Below are 19,069 nucleotides of genomic sequence, written 5' to 3' on the forward strand. Positions count from 1 at the left end.
CCGCTTACCCGCCGCCGAGCACGTTGATCGTGAAGGCGAGCACGCCGATGTTGAAGATGAAGGCGGCGAAGCAGTGGAGGATCACCACGCGCCGGATCGCCCGTCCGCCGATCTCGACGTCGGAAGTCTGGAAGGTCATGCCCAGCGTGAAGGCGAAATAGATGAAGTCCCAATAATCGGGCTCGTCCTCGCTGGGGAAGCCGAGGCCGCCCGCGTCGCCGCCTTTCGCGTCGCGGCTGTAGAAGAGATGCGCGTAATGCAGCGCATAGACCATGTTGCTGAACAGCCAGGCGACCAGCAGCGTGCCGATGATCAGCCCGACGATACCGGGGTTCGCCGCGCCGCGCGCCGACAGCTCCTCCGCGATCGCGACCAGGATCACGCTGCACACCGTTCCGGTGATCGCGAGCAGGGTGACGCGGTTGGCGTCGTTGCGCTCGGCGGACTCGCGCATCGCATCGGGCGCGCGGCCGAGCAGAGGGAGGCAGGACAGCAGGAAGACGATCGCGCCGATGTCGAAGCCGATCATCGCCGCGCGGGTCCAGCCCATCGAGCGGAAGGCGACGAGGAAACCGATGATGCCCAGCGCCAGGAAGGCGAGGAAGCGCGGCGGCGCGAGACGGTGGCCGAGATCGAGCGGGGCTGCCATGGCCCCCGTCTAGCTTAAGCGGGATCGCCCCGCTATGGCCCGCCGCATGGCTTGGATATGGTTGATCGTCGGTGGTTGCTTCGAAGTGGGCTTCACCACCTGCCTGCGCTTCGTCGACGGGTTCCGCAACATTCCCTGGACACTGGGCTTCCTCGCCTCGGTGACGCTGTCGATGGGCCTGCTCGAGGTCGCGAGCCGGTCGATCCCGATGGGTACCGCCTATGCCGTCTGGGGCGGGATCGGCGCGATCGGGACGGTGATCGTCGGCATGGCCTGGTTCGGCGAACCGGCGACGCCGCTGCGCATCGTCCTTATCTTCGCGATCGTCGCCTGCATCGCGGGGCTCAAGCTGACCGCGCATTGAGGCGGCCGGGCCGCGAAGCTCAGAGGCCGGTCCCGAAGCGAAGCCGCGCGCGGATGCCGAAGACGCGCGGTTCGCCGGCGATCTGCGCGGCGGCGCCCCGTACCGGCGGGCCGGCATGGCGGGCGCCCAGCAGGTTGGCAGCGAGCGCCTCGACCTCGAAACCATCGGAAAAGGCGTAGCCGAGCTGCGCGTTGACCAGCGTGGCCGCACCCAGGCCGCCGCCGTCGCGGCCGAGGCTCATCGCCGACTGATAGGCGAGGCTGGGAATGAAGGCGATCCGCCCTGCGCCGGCCGGGATCAGCACCACCGCGCCGAACGAGGCCGACCGGTCGGACGAGAGCCGGAATTTCCGGCCGTCGCGAACACGGTTCTTGAGCCGGCCCTCGCGATAGGCGGCGGCGACGAACAGGCTGACATGCTCGTTCGCCGTCCAGCGTGCCATGCTTTCCACGCCATAGGTCTTGGCCTTGCCCGCGCTGGCCGTCATCAGCCGGCCGTTCTGACGCAGGCTGGTCTCCAGGTTGCGGAACTTGTTGTAGGAGAAGCCCGCCTGGATCGTGATCGGGTCGGCGAGGGTGCCGCGCAACCCCACCTCATAGTCATCGGTCTGCCTGCCCGGCAGGCGGCTGAAGCGCGGCGCATCGCGCAGCAGCAGCGATGGCGACGGCGCATCGGTGCTGCTGCGTGCGAAGCTGATCAGCCTTTCCCCGTCGGGGGCCGGCCCGAGCGCGCGGACGCGGGCGACATCGGTGCGATGGGGGCGGGGTTCGCCGATCAGCCGGCCGACGCTGAATGGCCGGTTGCGCAGGCCGATCCAGCCGGCCGGCGCATCGGCGACGGCGAGCGGCTGGGCAATGGCCGGTTCGGGCAGCATGGCGAGGCCGAGCGTCGCCAGTCCGATGAGCGGTCGCATGGTCTTCCCCCTGTCCCCGTGGTTTTAGCCGCGAGCGATGACCGCGCGATGGCGCCCGCGAGTCGGAGGCGGGTCATCCGGGCGTCAGAAATATTGCCGTGCGCGGGGCGGGGGCCGTGTCCCGAATCACGCGCCAGCGCCCGAACGCCATGCTATGCTCGGCGCAAGACGAGATGGCCGGTGCTGTGATCGAGATGACAGCGGCGGGCGTTTCCGGACGTTAAGGCTGGCCGCCGACGATTTCGTCTTGCCTGGGGCAACCGGGCGCTCTCCCGTCCCGTATAGGAGATGGGGACGGGGGGCATGACAGGGGTATGCTATGTTGCGAGAGTCGATGCGTCTTGCCGTGATGGCCGTGCTGGCGGCGGGGATGGTTCTGCCGGCCGTGGCGCAGGCGGCCGACGCCCCGGCGATCAAGGCCTATAAGCGCGATCCGTTGCCGATCTACGACGATGCGGGGACCAAGCTGCGGGACGTGCCGGTCGCGTCGATGCCGGCGGCCGGATCGGCGGGGGCGCAGGTGGTCGGCGCCAAGGCCGGCTTCGTCGGCGTGCGGCTCGACGGCAAGCTCGCCTGGCTGCGCCTGTCGACGGTCGACTATGTCGGCGATCTCGCGGCGATCAAGTGCGACGCCAATGCGATGAGCTTCGCCAAAATGGAAGAGGAAGGTTTGCAGCAGTCGCTGGGGCTCGGCTGCGGCGGGGGCAAGTAGCGAAGGGAGATCGGGGGGCACAACAGGAGGGTTTTTCAGATGCGACACAGCATGATCCTGGCGGCCGTGGCGATTGCGCTCGGCACCGCCCCTACGATCGACGCCGCCCCCAAGAAGAAGCGCGCCGCCGCGCCCGCCAAGGTCGCGGCCGCCCCGGCCGAACCGGTGGTGGCTTCGCTCCCCGACGCGCCCTATGTCCCGCTCACCGGCTGCCCGGTGCCGCCGGCCGGATCGCTGGCCGCGGTGAAAAAGGTCGACAAGAAGGCGCGCGGCAAATTCTCGATCGACAAGGCACCGTTCATCTCGACCCTCGACGCTGGCGACCTATGCGTCTCCGGCAACAAGATGCGCAGCGGGGCGGGCGACACCGCCGGATCCATGGGCCTGTCGGCGCAGGTGATGAACACCCGCTCGGCACGGATGGACCTGGTCGACATCCCCGCCTTCGAGCGCGAGCTGCGGCCGGTGCTCGAGGCCTTTGGCAAGGCCTGGCCCTATGCCCCGCTCGAACGCACGCCCAAGCTGCTGTTCCGCGCCGACGAGGCCTATCAGGCGCAGGCGCTGCCCGACAACACGATTGTCGTGTCGATGGGGCTGCTGGAGGCGGCGCAGTCCGATTCGGAGGTGCTGTTCGTCCTCGCCCACGAATATTCGCACCTGCTGCTCGGGCATTTCGCCAAGGCGGAGACGATCGCCGGCGCGCGCGGCGCGACCCAGGCGGTGTCGGTCGCGTGGAGCGCGGGCAGCGCCTTCACCGCGATGAAGCGGAGCGGCGGCAACGTCTCGCTGGCGACGATGCAGAGCGGGATGGACGCGGGCGCCCGCCGCGCAGCGCCGGTGGCCGAGGCGCTGCGCTTCGCGGTCGACGACATCTTCGCGACCTCGTGGAACCGCGACCAGGAGAATGAGGCCGACGCGCTGGCGGTCGACCTGCTGATCCGCAGCAACATGACGATCGACAGCTACGCCAATGTGTTCGAGCGGCTCCAGAAGGCGTTCGAGGCGCAGAAGGCCTCCTACGACAAGCGCAAGGCCGCGGCCGACGCGGCGCAGGCCAGCATGGGCGAGGCGATGAAGGGCTTCGCCACCAGCAATGTGGCGGGCTTCGCCGCGACTGGCGGGGCGGGCATGCAGGGCTTCGGGTCGGGCCTGCTCAAGACGGCGGGCGGGGCGCTGGTCTCCAACCTCGGCAACATCACCCGCTCGATGGGCGGCGACACCCATCTTCCGCCCGAGGAGCGGCGCAAGGGTCTGGCCGCCTATTTCCAGGCCGGCTATCCGACCGCCGATCCGCCGATCGACACCGGCGCGCTGATCGGCCGGATCAAGGGCAAGCCCGAATTCGCCCGCACGGTGGCGATGCGCAACGCCTATATGAAGGCGCGGGCCAGCTATTTCGCGCAGGACTATGCGGGCGCTTCGGCCCAGCTCCGCGCGCTCGGCGCCGGCAGCCGCACCGCGCCGACCTTCGTCAACTATGTCGCCGGGCTCGCCGCGCGCGACCAGGGCAATGTCGCGCAGGCAGGGAGCTTCTTCCAGGCGGCGCGCACCGGCAGCGGAGTCCAGAACCTCCAGCTCTACGAAAGCTATACCGAGATGGAGATCGGCGCGGGCGACATGAGCGACAGCAACGCCCTGATCGCCGAGGGCAAGGCGCGCTTCAAGGACCCCGACCATTTCAAGAGCATCGAGATCAAGCGCGACATCGCAGCCGGCGACATGGCGGGCGCGCAGCTCGTCTACAATGCCTGCATGGCCGTGAAGGGCCGCGACTATATCACCGAACGCTGCAAGGCGGCGATGCCGCAGGCCGCGCAGCAGCCGTCTAACCCGCTCGGCTTCAAGCTGCCCTTCGGCGGATGAGGACGATGCCACCGGGCCGGGCAGGCGGCCTGCTCACCGCGCTGGCGCTTGTGCTCGCGGCGCCGCTGTCCGCAGCGGAGCCGGACGCCGACACGCGGCTGGCCCGGATCGAGGCGGGGATCGGCGCCGCCACCGCCGCGCGGCGATGGGACGAGGCGATCGCGCTCGGCCGCGAGGCGCTGGCGATCGAGGAGGCGGCGAAGGGCGCCGACCATCCCGAGGTGGGCGGCACGCTGTCGCTGATCGCCGGCTGGCTGGTGCGGCAGGGCAAGCCGGCCGAGGCGACCCCGCTCTACCGCCGCGCGCTCGCCATCTTCGCCGCGAAGCTGGGTCCCGACGACCGGCTGAGCGAGCAGGCCGCTTCCAACCTTGCCGCCAATCTCCAGGCGCTCGGCAGTTATGACGAAGCGGAGGGCCTTTATCGCGCGGCGCTCGGGCGGGCGCGGGCGAAGGCAGGGGAGGAGGGGCGGGCCACCGCGCTCGCCTATAACAATCTCGCTTATGCGCTCGGCCGGCAGGGGCGCTTCACCGAGGCGCGCGATCTCTACGCCAGGGCGCTCGGCATCGCGCAGCGCTGGGAGCCCGAGGATCTCGACCTCGCGCTCATCGAGGGCAATGTCGCGTCCAATCTCGACGCACTCGGCCGGCCGATCGAGGCGGAGCCGCTCTACCGCCAGTCGCTCGCGGTGCGCATCGCGGAGCTGGGCCCCGACGATCCGGCGGTCGCCACCAGCTACAACAATCTCGGCTTCAACCTCGACGGGCAGGGGCGCCATGCCGACGCCGCCCCGGCCTATCGGCGCGCGCTCGATATCCGCACCGCGATCGACCCCGACGGGCTCGCCGCCGCGACCGGCTACAACAATGCCGCGCACAATCTGAACCGGCAGGGCGACTATGCCGGCGCCGCGCCGCTCTATGCCCGTGCGCTCGCCATCTGGCAGCGGACCTATGGGACCGATCATCCGGTGACGGCGATCGGCCTGTCCAACGTCGCGGTCAACCTGGAGCGGCAGGGCAAGGCCGCCGAGGCGCAGCCGTTGTTCGAACAGGCGTTGGCGATCCGGCTCAGGACGCTGCGCGCCGGTCATCCCGACATCGCGACGGCGCGGCTGCGGCTCGGCCATGTGCTGGCGGCGCAGGGCCGCTTCGACGCCGCCTTGCCCTATTATGAGCAAGGCGTGGCGGCACGCCGCGCGGCGTTCGGCGCCGACCATCCCGCGCTGGCCGAGGCGCTGGCGGATCTCGCCGATCTCTACCTGTCGCTTGGCCGCCCGGCCGATGCGGTGAAGGCGGCACGCGAGGCCGCGGAGATCGTCCGCCGCCGCCGCGCGGGGCGGATCGGCGACGCGCGCGACAGCGACGGGGCGCAGCAGGCGATTGCGCGCGCCGAGGCCGGCGACGCCAGCCGCTTCGATCCGCTGGCCGGCGCCTTCGCCACGCTGATCCGCGCGAACTGGGCCGAGGCGGCCCGCTCGCCCGGCCAGGCGGCGGCGCTCCGGGCCGAGGCCTTCCTCGCCGCGCAGGACCTGTCGGTCTCGGCGGCCGCGCGCAGCATGGCGCGCACCGCCGCCCGCACCGCCGCCGGGGAGGGGCCGCTCGGCGCGCTGGTCCGGCGCCAGCAGGACCTGTCCGACCGAGCCGCCGAACTCGACGCGCGGCTGCTCCGCCAGCTCATCGCCGGCGACGGTGCGCGCATCGCCCAGACCCGCGACCTGATCGCCGCCAATGCGCGCGACCTGGCCGAGGCCGATCGCCGCCTGGCACAGGACTTTCCCAGCTATGCGCGGCTGATCGGCGCGCAGAGCGTCGCACTCGGCGAGGCGCGCGGGCGCCTCGGCGCGGCGGACGGCCTGTTGTTGATCGTTGCGGCCGGGGATGATCTCTACAGCTTCGCGCTGGGCCCTGGCGACGTTCGCTGGTCGCGCCATGGCGGGGCGGCGGTGGTCGCGGAGACGGTCCGCCGGCTGCGCTGCCAGGTCGATCCCAAGGGCTGCGGCGACGCCGCGCCGGGCTGGCCGCCGTTCGACCGCACGGCGGCGTTCGGCCTCTATCGCGACCTGATCGCCCCGGTCGAACCGGCGCTGGCCGGCAGTCGCGGCCTGTTCGTGGTGACCGGCGGGGCGCTCGCCGAGCTGCCGCTCGGCCTGCTGCCGACGGCGCCACCGGCCACGGGGAGCGCGGACGCGGCGGCGCTGCGCGACACGCCGTGGCTGGCCGACCGTTATGCGCTGACCGTGCTGCCGGCGGTGTCGGTGCTGCGCGCGGCGCCCGTGACCCCGGTGGCGGCGACCGCAGGCGGGCAGGTCCAGTTCGTCGGCTATGGCGCGCCCGCCTTCGTCGGGCCGGCGGGCGAGGGGCGGAACATCGATGATTTCCTGCGCATTCCGCAGCCGGTCGATCGAGCGGGCCAGGGGCTGGCCGATCCTTCCGCGCTGCGCGAGCTGAGCCCGCTGCCGGGCACCGAGGTCGAGCTCAAGGCGATGGCCGCGACGCTCAGCGCGACCCCCGAGCTGCTGCACCTCGGCACCGCCGCGACCGAGGGGTCGGTGCGCCGCGACCAGGCGGTCGGCAGCGCGCGGATCATCGCCTTCGCGACCCATGGCATATTGCCGGGCGAGATCGGCGGCCTGCGCGAGCCTGGCCTCGCCTTCACCCCGCCCGAGACCGGATCGCCCGAGGACGACGGCCTGCTCGCGGCGTCGGAGGTGACGGGCATGCATCTGTCGGCCGACTGGGTGATCCTGTCCGCCTGCAACACCGCCACCGCCGACGGCACCCCCGGCGCCGACAGCCTGTCGAGCCTCGGCCGCGCCTTCCTCTATGCCGGGGCGGGGTCGCTGCTCGCCAGCCGCTGGCGGGTGGCCGACGACGCGACGGCGGCGCTGACGGTCGAGACGCTGGTCGCGCGCAAGGCGGGGCTCAGTCGTGCGGCGGCGTTGCAGCAGGCGATGCGCGCGGTGCGTACCGGCCGCCGCGCCGACGGATCGGCGTTGCCCGGCTGGTCGCCGTCCTGGGCGCATCCGGCCGCCTGGGCGCCGTTCACCGTCATCGGCTCCGACGACGGCTGAGCCATATGGAGCGGCCGCGATTTCCGAGTCGGCAGATGTTTCCATCTGCCTGGAAATCGCTCTATCGCTTCACTCGTGCGGGCGGAGGCCCGTGTTGAGCTTTTCGATGACTTCGGCGAGCGGTTCGGTGACGGTGACGCTGCGGCCCTCGCCGAAGCGGATGCGGGTGCCGTCGCTGACCTGTGAGATGAAGGTCACCTGATGGGCGTTGATCGCGGTTTCGACCCGGTCGGTGCCGACGAACATGACGAGCATGTCTTCCTCTCCTTCATTCCTTGGGCAGAGAGGATAGCGCGGCGCGCGTGGGCCACAAGATCAGAACAGCTTGGTCCGGCATTTGCGGGTCTGATGGATTCCGCGCAGGAAACCGCGCCGCGCATATCCCGCCGCGATCGCGCGCTCGAGCCGGCGTTGCGCGGGGGCCGCGCCGGTCACCTCGCGGACGAGGCCGCGAAACGGGATGATCGAGTTGACGATCGTTTTGCCGCCCGCCTCGGCGAGCTTGCCGGCCTTGTTCTCCTTCTTGACATCGCCGGCCTTGAAGTCGGGACCGATCACGTCGGTCAGCTCGTGGAAGGCGCGCGAGATGTCGCGGCAGGTGCGGATGCCCTTCAGGCTGTAGGGCGCGTCCCACGCCTTCTGCAGCGGGATCGGAATGCCGGTCTTGGCGACGCCGACATCGCGTGCCGGCTGGCTCGCGATCCGCCCGGCGCTCTTGCCCATCGACTGGAGCCGCCCCTCCTCGTCGGGGGCCTGCGCGTTCCCGGCCTGGCCATTGTCCGGCGGCGGGGCGTCCCGGCCCGCGGCGGCGAGCGGGGCCGCGAACATGGCCAGCAGGGCGATGCGGAGGGCGGGCTTGATCATGGCACTTTCCTAGCGGCGGCAATTGCGGGAAGAAAAGAGCGATATTTCGCTTAGGGGGAGCCTTGGGAATGGCCTTGCGTCGTCTTTGTTCCGTGATCGGCCTCGCGCTGTTCGCCGCGGGCGCCGTGCAGGCGCAGACCAGCTATGTCCGCGCCGGGCGGCTGATCGACAGCGAGAAGGGCGTCGTCCTGGCCGACCGGCTGATCCGGATCGACGACGGCCGGGTCACCGCCGTCACCCCCTATGCCCCGCCGCCGCCGGGTGCGGCGTTGCTCGACTGGTCGGGCTATACGGTGCTGCCAGGGCTGATCGACATGCACACCCATCTCGCCGACTGGGGGCAGACCAACAACGTCGCCGAACCCCTGCTGCACAGCCAGCAGGAGATCGCCTATGTCGGCGCGCGCCACGCCCGCGAGACGCTGCACGCCGGCTTCACCACCGTCCACGATGTCGGCACCTTCCGCGCATACAGCGACGTCGCGCTGCGCGACGCGATCGGCCGCGGCGACGTCGAGGGGCCGCGGATGAGCGTGGTCGGCGCCTATATCACCGTGCCGGGCGGCGGCGGCGAGGTCACCGGCTTCGCCCCGGACGTGCAACTGCCCGCCGACATGCGGGTTGGCGTCGTCACCGGTCCCGAGGACGTGCGGCTCAAGGTCAACCAGCTCTTCCAGCGCGGGGTCGACTCGATCAAGCTGATCGCGACCGGCGCGGTGCTCGCCGAAGGGACCGAGCCGGGCGTGCAGGAGCTGAGCGAGGAGGAGATGCGCGCCGCGGTCGAGACGGCGAAGGCCAATGGCGGCTGGGTAACGGCGCACGCGCATGGCGCGGCGGGGATCAAGGCGGCGATCCGTGCCGGGGTGCGTGCGATCGAGCACGCCTCGCTGATCGACGACGAGGGTATCGCGCTGGCCAAGGCCAGGGGCGTGTTCCTCGACATGGATATTTATAACGGTGACTATATCGAGGAGGTCGGCACCCGCGAGGGATGGCCGGCCGACCATCTCCGCAAGAATCGCGAGACCACGGACGCCCAGCGCGAGGGGTTCCGCAAGGCGGTGAAGGCGGGCGTGAAGATCAGCTTCGGCACCGACGCCGGCGTCTATCCGCACGGCCTCAACGCCCGGCAGTTCAAATATATGGTCCGCTACGGGATGACGCCGATGCAGGCGATCCAGGCGGCGACGGTGACGGCGGCGGAGCTGCTCGGCTGGTCGGCCGACGTCGGCGCGGTGGCGCCGGGCCATTATGCCGACATGGTCGCGGTGAAGGCCGATCCGATCGCCGACATCGCCGCGCTCGAACGGATCGATCATGTCATGAAGGGCGGGGTGCTGATCCGATAACGCGGTTGTCCGCCGCTTAACCAGCCCGGGCAAGCCTTCCTTAGAGCATCGCGCCCTTTATCTGACCGTTCCTTCGAGACGCCATTTCGCCTTTGCTCAATGGCTCCTCAGGATGTGCGGAATTGGGTAGTCATGGATCTGCTGAACGTCATCCGAAGCGACCTGCGCGTCGGCGAGGCGATGGCGGCCGCAGCGGCGGCGACCATCGCCGACCGGCGCGGCATCGCCGCCATCCCCGCCGTCACCCGGCCGGACAGGGTCGAGCCGGTGGGCGAGCATCCCCGCCGCCCGCTCCGCGCGACGGCGAGGCGGCTTGAAGACGAGGACGAGGGCGAAACGCCGGTCGAGCCGACGCCCGCGCCGAACCTCTACACCGCCGACGCGGCGCTGAAACGGACCGACCGGGGCACCGGCAGCCGGCTCGACCTGTTCGCCTGAGCGGCCGTCAGGCCGCGGCGCCGCGTTCGCGGATCAGATCGAGCGCGACGTCGACGATCATGTCCTCCTGGCCGCCGACCATCTTGCGGCGGCCGAGCTCGACCAAGATGGTACGGGTGTCGAGGCCATAGTCCGCCGCCGCCTTCTCGGCATGGCGCAGGAAGCTCGAATAGACGCCGGCATAGCCGAGCGCGAGCGTCTCGCGGTCGACGCGGACCGGCCGGTCCTGGAGCGGGCGGACGAGATCCTCGGCGGCGTCCATCAGCGCGTTGACGTCGCAGCCATGGTTCCAGCCCTTGCGGTCGACCGCGGCGATGAACACCTCGAGCGGCGCATTGCCCGCGCCCGCGCCCATGCCGGCGAGGCTGGCGTCGATCCGCACCGCGCCCTCCTGCGCCGCAACGATCGAGTTGGCGACGCCGAGCGAGAGGTTGTGATGGGCGTGCATGCCGCGCTGGGTCTCGGGCCTGAGCACCCGGTCATAGGCCTGGAAGCGGGCGCGGATCCCGTCCATGTCGAGCGCGCCGCCGCTGTCGGTGACATAGACGCATTGCGCGCCGTAGCTCTCCATCAGCAGCGCCTGCTGCGCGAGCGCCTCCGGCTCGATCATGTGGCTCATCATCAGGAAGCCCGACACGTCCATGCCGAGATCGCGGGCGATGCCGATATGCTGCTTCGAGACGTCGGCCTCGGTGCAATGGGTCGCGACGCGCACCGAGCGGACGCCGATGTCATAGGCGCGGCGCAGCTCGTCGACGGTGCCGACGCCGGGCAGGATCAGCGTGGTCAGCACCGAGCGGGTCAGCACGTCGGCCACGGCCTCCAGCCATTCCCAGTCGGTGTGCGCGCCGAAGCCATAGTTGAAGCTGGCGCCGTTCAGGCCGTCGCCATGGGCGACCTCGATCGCGTCGACCCCGGCCTCGTCGAGCGCCTTGGCGATCGCGCGGACATGGTCGATGCCGTACATGTGCCGGATCGCATGCATGCCGTCGCGCAGCGTCACGTCCTGGATGTAGAGCTTGTCCTTGCTGACGTCGAAGCTCATGCCGCGGCCCTCCGTTCGATGATGCGCTGCGCGAGCAGCTCGCCGGTCGCCTTGGCGGCGGCGGTCATGATGTCGAGATTGCCCGAATAGCTGGGCAGATAGTCGCCGGCGCCCTCGACCTCGAGGAACACCGAGGTCTTGATGCCGGTGAACTCGCCGCGGCCGGGGATCTTCAGCTTGTTGTTGTCGCCGAAGCGCTCGAACTGGACCTCCTGCTTCAGGCGGTAGCCGGGCACATAGGCCTGCACCTTCCTGACCATCGCCGCGACCGAGGCGCGGATCGCGTCCTCGTCGGCGCCCTCGGACAGGGTGAAGACGGTGTCGCGCATGATCATCGGCGGCTCGGCCGGATTGAGGATGATGATCGCCTTGCCCTGCGCGGCGCCGCCGACCTTCTCGATCGCGCTCGCCGTGGTGCGGGTGAACTCGTCGATGTTGGCGCGGGTGCCGGGACCGGCCGAGCGCGAGGACACCGACGCGACGATCTCGGCATAATGGACCGTGGCGACCTGGGCGACGGCGGCGACGATGGGGATCGTCGCCTGGCCGCCGCAGGTGACCATGTTGACGTTGGTCGCGTCGAGATGCTCGTCCATGTTGACGGGCGGGATGGTGAAGGGGCCGATCGCCGCCGGGGTCAGGTCGACCACCAGCTTGCCGTCGGCGCGCAGCGCCTCGTCATGGACCTTGTGCGCATAGGCGGAGGTCGCGTCGAAGACGACGCCGATCTCGGCATAGTCGGGCAGCTTCTTCAGCCCCTCGATCCCCTCATGCGTGGTCGCGATGCCGCGCTCGCGCGCCATGGCGAGTCCCTCGGACGCCGGATCGATGCCGACGACCGCCGCCAGCTCCATGTTCTGCGGGTATTTGATCATCTTGATCATCAGGTCGGTGCCGATGTTGCCCGATCCGATGATCGCCGCCTTGACCTTCTGGCTCATGGCTATGCTCCGTAGGTGAATGTGCAGGTGCCGAGGCCGCCGATGAGGGTGCGGACCTCGTCGCCGGGCGTCAGCGCGACCATCGGGCCGAGCGCCCCGGACAGGAGGATGTCGCCGGCCCGCAGCGGTTCGCCGCGCGAGGCGAGGGTGCGGGCCAGCCACTGGACCGCGTTGAGCGGATGACCGAGGCAGGCGGCGCCCGCACCGAGCGAAACCACCGCTCCGTTGAACTCCATGACCATGCCGCAGCTGTAGAGATCGAGCCCGGCGAGCGGCTTCGGATCGCCGCCCAGCACGAAATAGGCCGACGAGCCGTTGTCGGCGACGGTGTCGGCGAAGCTGATCTTCCAGTCGGCGATGCGGCTGTCGACGATCTCGATCGCCGCGACCGCATGGTCGATCGCCGCGGCGATCACCTCGGGCGATGCGTCGGCATCGGCGATGTCGCGGCCCAGAACGAAGGCGATCTCGGCCTCCGCCTTGGGCTGGATCGCGCGGGCAGGATCGAGCCGGCCGCCGTCGGCGATCCGCATGTCCTCGAACAGCGCGCCGAAGTCGGGCCGGTCGACGCCGAGCTGCGCCTGGACCGCCTTGGCGGTGAGGCCGATCTTGCGGCCGACGAGGCGGCGGCCTTCGCCGACCCAATGTGCGGTGTTGATCGCCTGCACGGCATAGGCGCCGTCGATGTCGGTGGGGTCGAGCACGTCGCGCAGCGGCGCGATCGGGCCGGCGGCATAGGCCTCGCGCAGGCGGCGGGCGGTGGGTTCGAGATCCTTCTCCATGGCGCTGGACTAGGTCCGGGCGCGGCGCTCGGTCAAATCTCGCTTGCGCGCAATTCCCGCCATGTGGGAAATGGGTGCATGACCCGGATCGGAACCTCGGCCCCGCAGACGCTGACCAGATCGCTGCTCCTGCTCGAACGTATCATCGACGACGATCGCGGCCTGTCGCTGTCGGTGCTGGCCGGGGAGCTCGGCATCTCCTCGTCGAGCGCGCACCGGCTCGCGGTCGGCTTCGAGAAGAGCGGTTTCCTGCTGCGGGTCGGGCGCGGCCATTATGTCGCGGGTCCGGTGCTGCTGCGGCTGGCCGGCGCCCGGCGCGACTGGGGCAGCTTCGCCGCCCGGGTCAGCCGGCCGATCCTGGGCCGGCTGTCGCGGCAGACGGGCAAGACCGTCCACCTCGGCGTGTTCGAGGACAATATGGTCACCTATCTGCTCAAGATCGGCGACCGCAAGGGGGAGACGATCTCGCGTCAGGGGATGCAGCTCGAAGCCTATTGCTCGGGGATCGGCAAGGTGCTGCTCTCGCACCTGCCGGTGGGCGAGCGCGACGCCTATCTCGCCACCGGGCCGTTCGTCGGGCTGACCCCGACGACGATCACCTCGGTCGCGGCGCTGCGGACCGAGCTCGATGCAGTGCGCGGCCAGGGCTATGCGATCGACAATGAGGAGATGGTGCCCGGTCTGATCTGCATCGCTGCGCCGCTCGCGCGCGCGGGCGACGTGGTGGCGGCGGTGTCGATGGTCGTATCGCGGGACGGGCCGCCCTGCGCGCCCGCCGACCTGCTGCCGCCGCTACGCCGCGCGATCGCCGAGATCGAGGCGCGGCTGTTCCCCTATAGCGACGAGGGGACGGTGGCAGCGGTCAGAGGAGATCGGCATAATGGACGCGCGCGACGTCGGGATGCGAGCGCAGCCGCGCCTTGAGGTGGTTGGCGCCGACGTCGCGGAACAGCGGGTTGGCGGGATCGGAGCTGACGCCCCGCTCGGCCCGCTTCAGCGCGGGCGGAAGGTCGATCAGCGGGATGCTTCCCTCGTGCGCGGCGCCGAGGAAGAAGGCGATCGAGTAGCGCTCCAGGCCGGGCGGAGGCGAGACCGCGGCATGGACGTCCGCCCGAACGAAGCCGTTCGTCGCCAGCTCGAGCAATTCCCCGGTGTTGACGACGAAGCTGCCCGGTACCGGCGGCGCATCGATCCATTCGCCGTCCTGCCCCTGGACGCGCAGCCCGGCCAATTCGTCCTGGAGGAGGATGGTGACCAGCCCGCCGTCCTTGTGGGCGCCGACCCCCTGGTCCGATCCGGCCGCGGCCCGGCCCGGATAGCGCAGGATCTTGAGATGCTGGCGGGGACGCGGCCGGACCATCGGTTCGAACGCGTCCTCGTCCTGGCCGAGGGCGATGGCGATCGCCCTGAGCACGTCGAGCCCGACGCGGGTGACAGCGTCCTGATAGCGGGTGATGACGTCCTTCAGTTCGGGCATCGCCGACGGCCACAGGTTCGGGCCGATCGTCCGCTGCCAGGCCGGGCTGTCGGGCCCGACCGCCAGGGCCTCCTCCTCGCAGTCGAAGTCGACCTGCTCGCGCCAGTCGGGCCGGCCTTGCGTCAGCTCGGCGCCCGCCCGGCTATAGCCGCGGAACCGCGGCGAGCGGATCATCTCGATCTCCAGCTTGTCGGCTTCGGGAAGCGCGAAGAAGCGTTTCGACGCCGCCAGCACCTCCGCGACGAGCGTCGGATCGACACCATGCCCCGAAAGATAGAAGAAGCCATGCTCATAGAGGATGTCGCGTAAGTCAGCTGCGACAGAAGCGCGCTCGTCGGGCGTGCCGTCCAGCCTGGAGATGTCGAGCGTGGGAAGATGTGCGATCACAGATTCGCTCATCTTTTCGTCAGCGTAACTGTCGGTGGATGCCGTCAGTGCTTCGAGCATGTCGGATTTCCTCGATGAGTACGGAAATCCATCCCCGGATAACGAGATATCCTGGGAAGGATCAGTTTACGTACTTGAGGATATCGGTCGAAGGTCTTGGGTAAACCACATTATGTCCCACGCGATCATGGGCGGCTTCCCACCGGAAAGCCGCCTGCGACGCATGAATCGGATGGGGCGCCGCCCATCCGGCGCCGACGCGGGTCAGGGCGTCGCGGACGCGCTCAGCGCGGGGTGAGGCCGCCGAACAGCAGCTCGACCTGGGTGTCGATCACCTGTTCGATCGTGAAGCGGCCGTCGGGGCGGAACCAATCGACCGTGCCGTTGAGCAATTCGATGATCATGCGCAGCGTGATGTGGAGGTTGAGGTCGCTGCGGAACTGGCCCTGGCGGACGCCGTCCTGCAGCACGCCGTACCAGATCTGGAAGATGTCCTGCCAGGCTTCCTCGACATAGCTGAAGCGTTCCGACTTGGCGAAGAACTTGCGGTCGTTGGCGACGATCTTGAGGAGGTCCGGCTCCTGGACCAGGTTCTGCAGGCCGAACTGGATCATCTGCCGCAGCCGGTCGGGCGCCTCGGCGTCGCTGTGGGCGATCACCTCATATTGCTTGAGCAGCGGCAGCACGAACGGACGGACCAGCTCGTCGAGCATGTCGTCCTTGGTCGCGAAATGATAATAGAGGCTTCCCGAAAGGATGCCGGCGGCGTCGCCGATCTCGCGGATGCTCGCGGCCTCGAAGCCCTTCTCGGCGAACAGGGTCCGCGCGATCTGCAATATCTCCTCGCGCCGGCCGCTCTTGCGCCGCGTCGGCGAGCGTTCCGCTGTCGCAACCTCCTTGGGCAAGCCTTTCCTCCTGTGTAACGGCCCCTGACCGGTCCTCTAGCAACAGCGCCGCAGTCGAGCAACCGGATGCTCGCCCCGGTCGCCGGCCGATGCCGCCGGCCTGCAAGGCGAAAATCCCGGGAATCGACCGGTGGGCTGCTTGGCCAGGTCGGGAAACCCCGCCATCGCGGCGAAACATGTCAGCCTAGGCTTGGCTCGTTGGGCCAAGCAAGCGCTTTTTATGCCTCATGAGGCATGTTCAATATCCGATATAGTCTCGCGCAATCGCATTATTTGCAGGACTGCAACTCGAAAGTGGGTTGACGGCGAGGGAGTCGGAAATCATAACCAAGCGATCGCTAGGTTTGTTGTTTGATTACGGTTGGGGCGCGGGGTCAGGGGCCGCCGATGCTTCCAAAGGGAGAGGCAGAGCAGGTGTCGAAGCGAAATTTTGGCATATTCTTCGAGATGTCGGTGCGCGGGCGCTCCGCCGAGGTCGAGCAGAAGACGTTTCACAACGTGCTGGAGCAGATCGATATCGCCGATCAACTCGGCTATGACGCCGCTTGGTTCGTCGAGCATCATTTCACCCGTGGCTTCTCGCACTCGTCGGCGCCCGACCTGATGCTCGCCGCGGCGTCGCGGACGACCAAGAACATCAAGCTCGGCCTGGGCGTGATGCTGCTGCCCTTCCTCAGCCCGATCCGGGTGGCGGAGCGGGTCGGAACGCTCGACGTGATCAGCAACGGGCGCGTCCTGTTCGGCACCGGGCGTGGTGCGTCGCCGCTCGAATATCAGGCGTTCCAGCGCCCGTTCGAGCAGAGCCGCCAGATTTGGGAGGACCATCTCGACGCGGTGCTGGAGATATTCAAGGCCGATGGCGCCGAAGTCACCCGCAGCGGCAAATATTACGAGATTCCGGGCGTGTCGGTCCTGCCCCGCGTCGTCCAGAAGCCGCACCCCGAGGTCTGGGTCGCCTCGACCAGCCTCGACGGCTTCCTCGCCGCCGCCAAGCATGGCTATCACCTGCTGTGCATGCCGATCCTCAAGGGCCTCTCGGGCCTGGCCGAGGACATCGCCGAATATAAGGCGGAACTGGCGCGCAACGGCTTCGATCCGGCCAAGGCGCGGATCGCGATCATGGTGCCGTGGCACGTCACCCACGCCGATTCGGACATCGAGGCGATCGTCAGCGCCTATATCTGGTACCTGCGCCGGCAGATCAGCCTGGTCGCGCCGCCCGACTATACCGACGCGCGCCACGCCACCCATCGCCTGTTCGGCCAGACCGCGGTCGGCATGACCGAGGAGAAGGCGCTCCAGGAGCTGACCGACAACCGCATGGTGGTGATCGCCAACCCCGAGGAATCGCGCAAGGCGATGGACGAGTTCTTCGCCGCTGGTGCGACCGACCTGATCCTCCAGTTCGAGGTGGGCGGCATCGCCCATAGCGAGATCGTGAGCTCGATGAACCTGTTCGCGAAGGAGGTCGCCGGCTTCGCCGATACCGATATCCCCGCGCGCAAGCTCAGCGCCGCCGTCGGAGGCTGACATGCAGTGGCATACGCGCCGGGACCTCCTGGCGGCCCGACCGTCCGCGCCCGCGGGCTCCATCCTGTTCGCCGGTGAGCCGACCGAGGCGGTGATCGGCCTCGGTCCGCAGGACTGGGACGCCGCCGAGGCGATCGCGCGCGAAGCGCTGATGGGATGCGAGCTGGGCGCGCGCGACCGGGTGCTGATCGCGATGGAGCAGCCGGCCTCGCTATCGGTCGCGCTGCTCGCCCGCGCCGCCGCGCCGCTCGTCCAGTCGGTGGCGGTCACCGGCGCGCGCGGCCGGATGCGGCTGCTGGCGGCGATCCGTTCGCTCAAGCCGACGGTGCTGATCACCACGCCGTGCGGCGCCGCCGATTTCCTCGCGCGGCTCTACATGGAGTTCAACGTCGACCCGGTCGAGCTGGGCCTGGAGCGGATCGTCATCGGTGGCGAGGTGGCGACCGCCGGGTTGCGCAAGCGCCTCGCCCGCGAGTTCGAGGCCGAGGTCGCCGAACTCTATTTCGATCCCTTCTTCGGCCTGCCGCTCGCCTGGCGCTGCGGCGGCCCGTGGGAAGCGGCGGGCGGCACCGTCGCGCTCGCGGCTCCCGACCGGGACGAGATCGTCGCCGAGGACCTGGCCGCCGATATCGGCGATGCAGAGATCGTCGTGCGGCCGACCTTCTGCGCGGCGCTGAAGGACGATGTGCTGCGCACCGGTACGCTGCGCGCGGCGCCAAAGAGCGACGCCGGCCTGTTCGACCGCACCCTCGGCGACCATGTGCTGCTGCGCGGCCGCTGGGTGTCGCTCGACGCGCTACGCCGGCAGCTCGCGCTGATCGACGGCGTGTCGGCCTGGACGCTGGAGATCGACCGTGGCGATCGCACGCTCGACGCGGCGACGCTCAAGGTCGGCTTCAACCGCGAGACGCTCGTCAAGAATCCGATGTGGTTGAGCCGGGTCGAGCAGGCGATCGCCGCGGCCTGCCCGGTGTCGATCGCGGTCGAGACCTCCTTCGCCGGGGAGATCGAGGGCAAGCCGCGCGGCGCCGTTGACGACCTGCGCGGCCATCATGGCGACGCGCCGGGGATCGCGGCATGAGCCGCCGGGTGATCCTGACCGGGGCGGCGGGCGCGATCGGCGCGGCGATCGCCCAGCTGCTCGCCGATCGCGGCTGGCAGGTGATCGGCGTCGACCTCGCCTTTCCGGACGCCTCGCCCGCGCTGGCCGAGCGGGTCGCGCAGGACATCACCGATGCGCCCGGCTACCACGCCGCGCTCGAACGCATCGTCGCGGGCGGCCCGATCCACGGCCTGGTCAACTGCGCGGGCGTCGCGCAGGTCGGCCGCTTCCTCCAGCTCGAACCGCGCTGGGACCTGCTGGTCGCGGTCAACCTGACCGCGGCGATCCAGGCCTGCCACGTCGTCGTGCCGTCGATGATCGAGGCTGGCGGGGGATCGGTGGTCAACATCATCTCCGATTCGGCGCGGGCCGGGGCGGCGGGGGAAGCCGTCTACTCGGCGGCCAAGGGCGGCCTCGCCGCCTTCACCCGCAGCCTGGCCCAGGAGGTCGGCCGCTTCGGTGTCCGCGTCAACAATGTCTCTCCGGGCCCGGTCCGCACGCCGATGTCGGCGGCGCATGGCGACGTGATGGACAAGCTCGCCGCCAAGACGCCGATGAAGCGCGTGGCCGAGGCGGTGGACATCGCCGGCGCGGTCGCCTTCTTCCTGGGCGACGATTCGGCGTTCGTCACCGGCCAGACCTTGAGCGTCAGCGGCGGTCTGACGATGGTGGGCTGA

General features: G+C 69.7%; 19 protein-coding genes. 10 read left to right on the forward strand and 9 right to left on the reverse strand.

The features are described from left to right. Window positions 1-4: 4 nt before the first annotated feature. Window positions 5-649 carry a DUF1345 domain-containing protein gene (locus B5X82_RS20890; protein WP_079650110.1) on the reverse strand — a complete coding sequence of 215 codons (645 nt, stop codon included), beginning with the start codon at window positions 647-649 and terminating at the stop codon, window positions 5-7. Window positions 650-695: 46 nt separating this feature from the next. Between B5X82_RS20890 and B5X82_RS20895 the strand changes: the two genes are divergently transcribed. After that, window positions 696-1,013 carry a DMT family transporter gene (locus B5X82_RS20895; RefSeq protein WP_029548761.1) on the forward strand — a complete coding sequence of 106 codons (318 nt, stop codon included), beginning with the start codon at window positions 696-698 and terminating at the stop codon, window positions 1,011-1,013. 19 nt (window positions 1,014-1,032) lie between these two features. Here the strand turns inward: B5X82_RS20895 and B5X82_RS20900 are convergent, their stop codons facing one another. Then, on the reverse strand, window positions 1,033-1,926 hold the full coding sequence (locus tag B5X82_RS20900; RefSeq protein ID WP_079650111.1) for a TonB-dependent receptor domain-containing protein: 894 nt from the start codon (window positions 1,924-1,926) through the stop codon (window positions 1,033-1,035). A 334-nt stretch (window positions 1,927-2,260) separates the two neighbouring features. Between B5X82_RS20900 and B5X82_RS20905 the strand changes: the two genes are divergently transcribed. The 3 genes from B5X82_RS20905 to B5X82_RS20915 are packed head-to-tail and all read left to right on the forward strand — an operon-like array spanning window position 2,261 to window position 7,572. After that, window positions 2,261-2,638: a hypothetical protein gene (locus B5X82_RS20905; RefSeq protein WP_235862754.1), complete on the forward strand. Its 378-nt coding sequence runs from the start codon at window positions 2,261-2,263 to the stop codon at window positions 2,636-2,638. A 39-nt stretch (window positions 2,639-2,677) separates the two neighbouring features. Further along, on the forward strand, window positions 2,678-4,501 hold the full coding sequence (locus B5X82_RS20910) for a M48 family metalloprotease (RefSeq protein ID WP_079650113.1): 1,824 nt from the start codon (window positions 2,678-2,680) through the stop codon (window positions 4,499-4,501). Between the two features lie 5 nt (window positions 4,502-4,506). After that, window positions 4,507-7,572, forward strand: a complete 3,066-nt coding sequence (locus B5X82_RS20915) for a CHAT domain-containing tetratricopeptide repeat protein (RefSeq protein ID WP_235862755.1) — start codon at window positions 4,507-4,509, stop codon at window positions 7,570-7,572. A gap of 69 nt (window positions 7,573-7,641) precedes the next feature. On the opposite strand, the gene B5X82_RS20920 is transcribed toward B5X82_RS20915, so the two are convergent. Continuing rightward, window positions 7,642-7,827: a hypothetical protein gene (locus tag B5X82_RS20920; protein WP_079650115.1), complete on the reverse strand. Its 186-nt coding sequence runs from the start codon at window positions 7,825-7,827 to the stop codon at window positions 7,642-7,644. A 60-nt stretch (window positions 7,828-7,887) separates the two neighbouring features. Next, window positions 7,888-8,436 carry a hypothetical protein gene (locus tag B5X82_RS20925; protein WP_079650116.1) on the reverse strand — a complete coding sequence of 183 codons (549 nt, stop codon included), beginning with the start codon at window positions 8,434-8,436 and terminating at the stop codon, window positions 7,888-7,890. A 68-nt stretch (window positions 8,437-8,504) separates the two neighbouring features. Here B5X82_RS20925 and B5X82_RS20930 point away from each other — a divergent pair, with 68 nt between their 5' ends. Both B5X82_RS20930 and B5X82_RS20935 read left to right on the forward strand, forming a co-directional pair. Continuing rightward, window positions 8,505-9,785: a Xaa-Pro dipeptidase gene (locus B5X82_RS20930; RefSeq protein ID WP_079650117.1), complete on the forward strand. Its 1,281-nt coding sequence runs from the start codon at window positions 8,505-8,507 to the stop codon at window positions 9,783-9,785. A gap of 132 nt (window positions 9,786-9,917) precedes the next feature. Beyond that, entirely contained in the window at window positions 9,918-10,223 is a 306-nt protein-coding gene (locus tag B5X82_RS20935) for a hypothetical protein (RefSeq protein ID WP_079650118.1), read from the forward strand. Window positions 10,224-10,230: 7 nt separating this feature from the next. Here B5X82_RS20935 and dmpG read toward each other — a convergent pair whose 3' ends face one another. From dmpG to B5X82_RS20950, 3 genes are read right to left on the reverse strand one after another with little or no spacing between them, the layout of a single operon-like run. Then, window positions 10,231-11,268 (reverse strand): 4-hydroxy-2-oxovalerate aldolase, encoded by a 1,038-nt coding sequence (gene dmpG / locus B5X82_RS20940; protein ID WP_079650119.1) that lies wholly within the window; start codon window positions 11,266-11,268, stop codon window positions 10,231-10,233. Next, a complete protein-coding gene (locus B5X82_RS20945) occupies window positions 11,265-12,209 on the reverse strand; it encodes an acetaldehyde dehydrogenase (acetylating) (RefSeq protein WP_079650120.1) in 945 nt (314 codons plus the stop codon). Before B5X82_RS20945 ends, dmpG begins: the two co-directional genes overlap by 4 nt. Before the next feature lie 2 nt (window positions 12,210-12,211). Further along, window positions 12,212-12,991: a 2-keto-4-pentenoate hydratase gene (locus B5X82_RS20950; protein WP_079650121.1), complete on the reverse strand. Its 780-nt coding sequence runs from the start codon at window positions 12,989-12,991 to the stop codon at window positions 12,212-12,214. A 78-nt stretch (window positions 12,992-13,069) separates the two neighbouring features. On the opposite strand from B5X82_RS20950, the gene B5X82_RS20955 reads away from it, so the two are divergent. After that, window positions 13,070-13,915, forward strand: a complete 846-nt coding sequence (locus B5X82_RS20955; RefSeq protein ID WP_235862756.1) for an IclR family transcriptional regulator — start codon at window positions 13,070-13,072, stop codon at window positions 13,913-13,915. Here the strand turns inward: B5X82_RS20955 and B5X82_RS20960 are convergent. Continuing rightward, window positions 13,854-14,915, reverse strand: a complete 1,062-nt coding sequence (locus B5X82_RS20960; protein WP_209046668.1) for an isopenicillin N synthase family dioxygenase — start codon at window positions 14,913-14,915, stop codon at window positions 13,854-13,856. The genes B5X82_RS20955 and B5X82_RS20960 overlap by 62 nt on opposite strands. Before the next feature lie 224 nt (window positions 14,916-15,139). Continuing rightward, window positions 15,140-15,760 carry a TetR/AcrR family transcriptional regulator gene (locus tag B5X82_RS20965; protein WP_079650122.1) on the reverse strand — a complete coding sequence of 207 codons (621 nt, stop codon included), beginning with the start codon at window positions 15,758-15,760 and terminating at the stop codon, window positions 15,140-15,142. Between the two features lie 414 nt (window positions 15,761-16,174). On the opposite strand from B5X82_RS20965, the gene B5X82_RS20970 reads away from it, so the two are divergent. Genes B5X82_RS20970 through B5X82_RS20980 form a run of 3 tightly spaced genes read left to right on the forward strand, consistent with a single transcriptional unit; the run spans window position 16,175 to window position 19,069 of the window. Then, window positions 16,175-17,290 (forward strand): LLM class flavin-dependent oxidoreductase, encoded by a 1,116-nt coding sequence (locus tag B5X82_RS20970; RefSeq protein ID WP_223811195.1) that lies wholly within the window; start codon window positions 16,175-16,177, stop codon window positions 17,288-17,290. 1 nt (window position 17,291) lies between these two features. After that, entirely contained in the window at window positions 17,292-18,371 is a 1,080-nt protein-coding gene (locus B5X82_RS20975; RefSeq protein ID WP_079650124.1) for a phenylacetate--CoA ligase family protein, read from the forward strand. Then, window positions 18,368-19,069, forward strand: a complete 702-nt coding sequence (locus B5X82_RS20980; protein WP_079650125.1) for an SDR family NAD(P)-dependent oxidoreductase — start codon at window positions 18,368-18,370, stop codon at window positions 19,067-19,069. The genes B5X82_RS20975 and B5X82_RS20980 overlap by 4 nt, the downstream gene beginning before the upstream one ends.

Origin of the sequence: Rhizorhabdus histidinilytica, assembly GCF_900167915.1 — a bacterium.
GTDB classification, from domain to species: Bacteria; Pseudomonadota; Alphaproteobacteria; order Sphingomonadales; family Sphingomonadaceae; genus Rhizorhabdus; species Rhizorhabdus histidinilytica.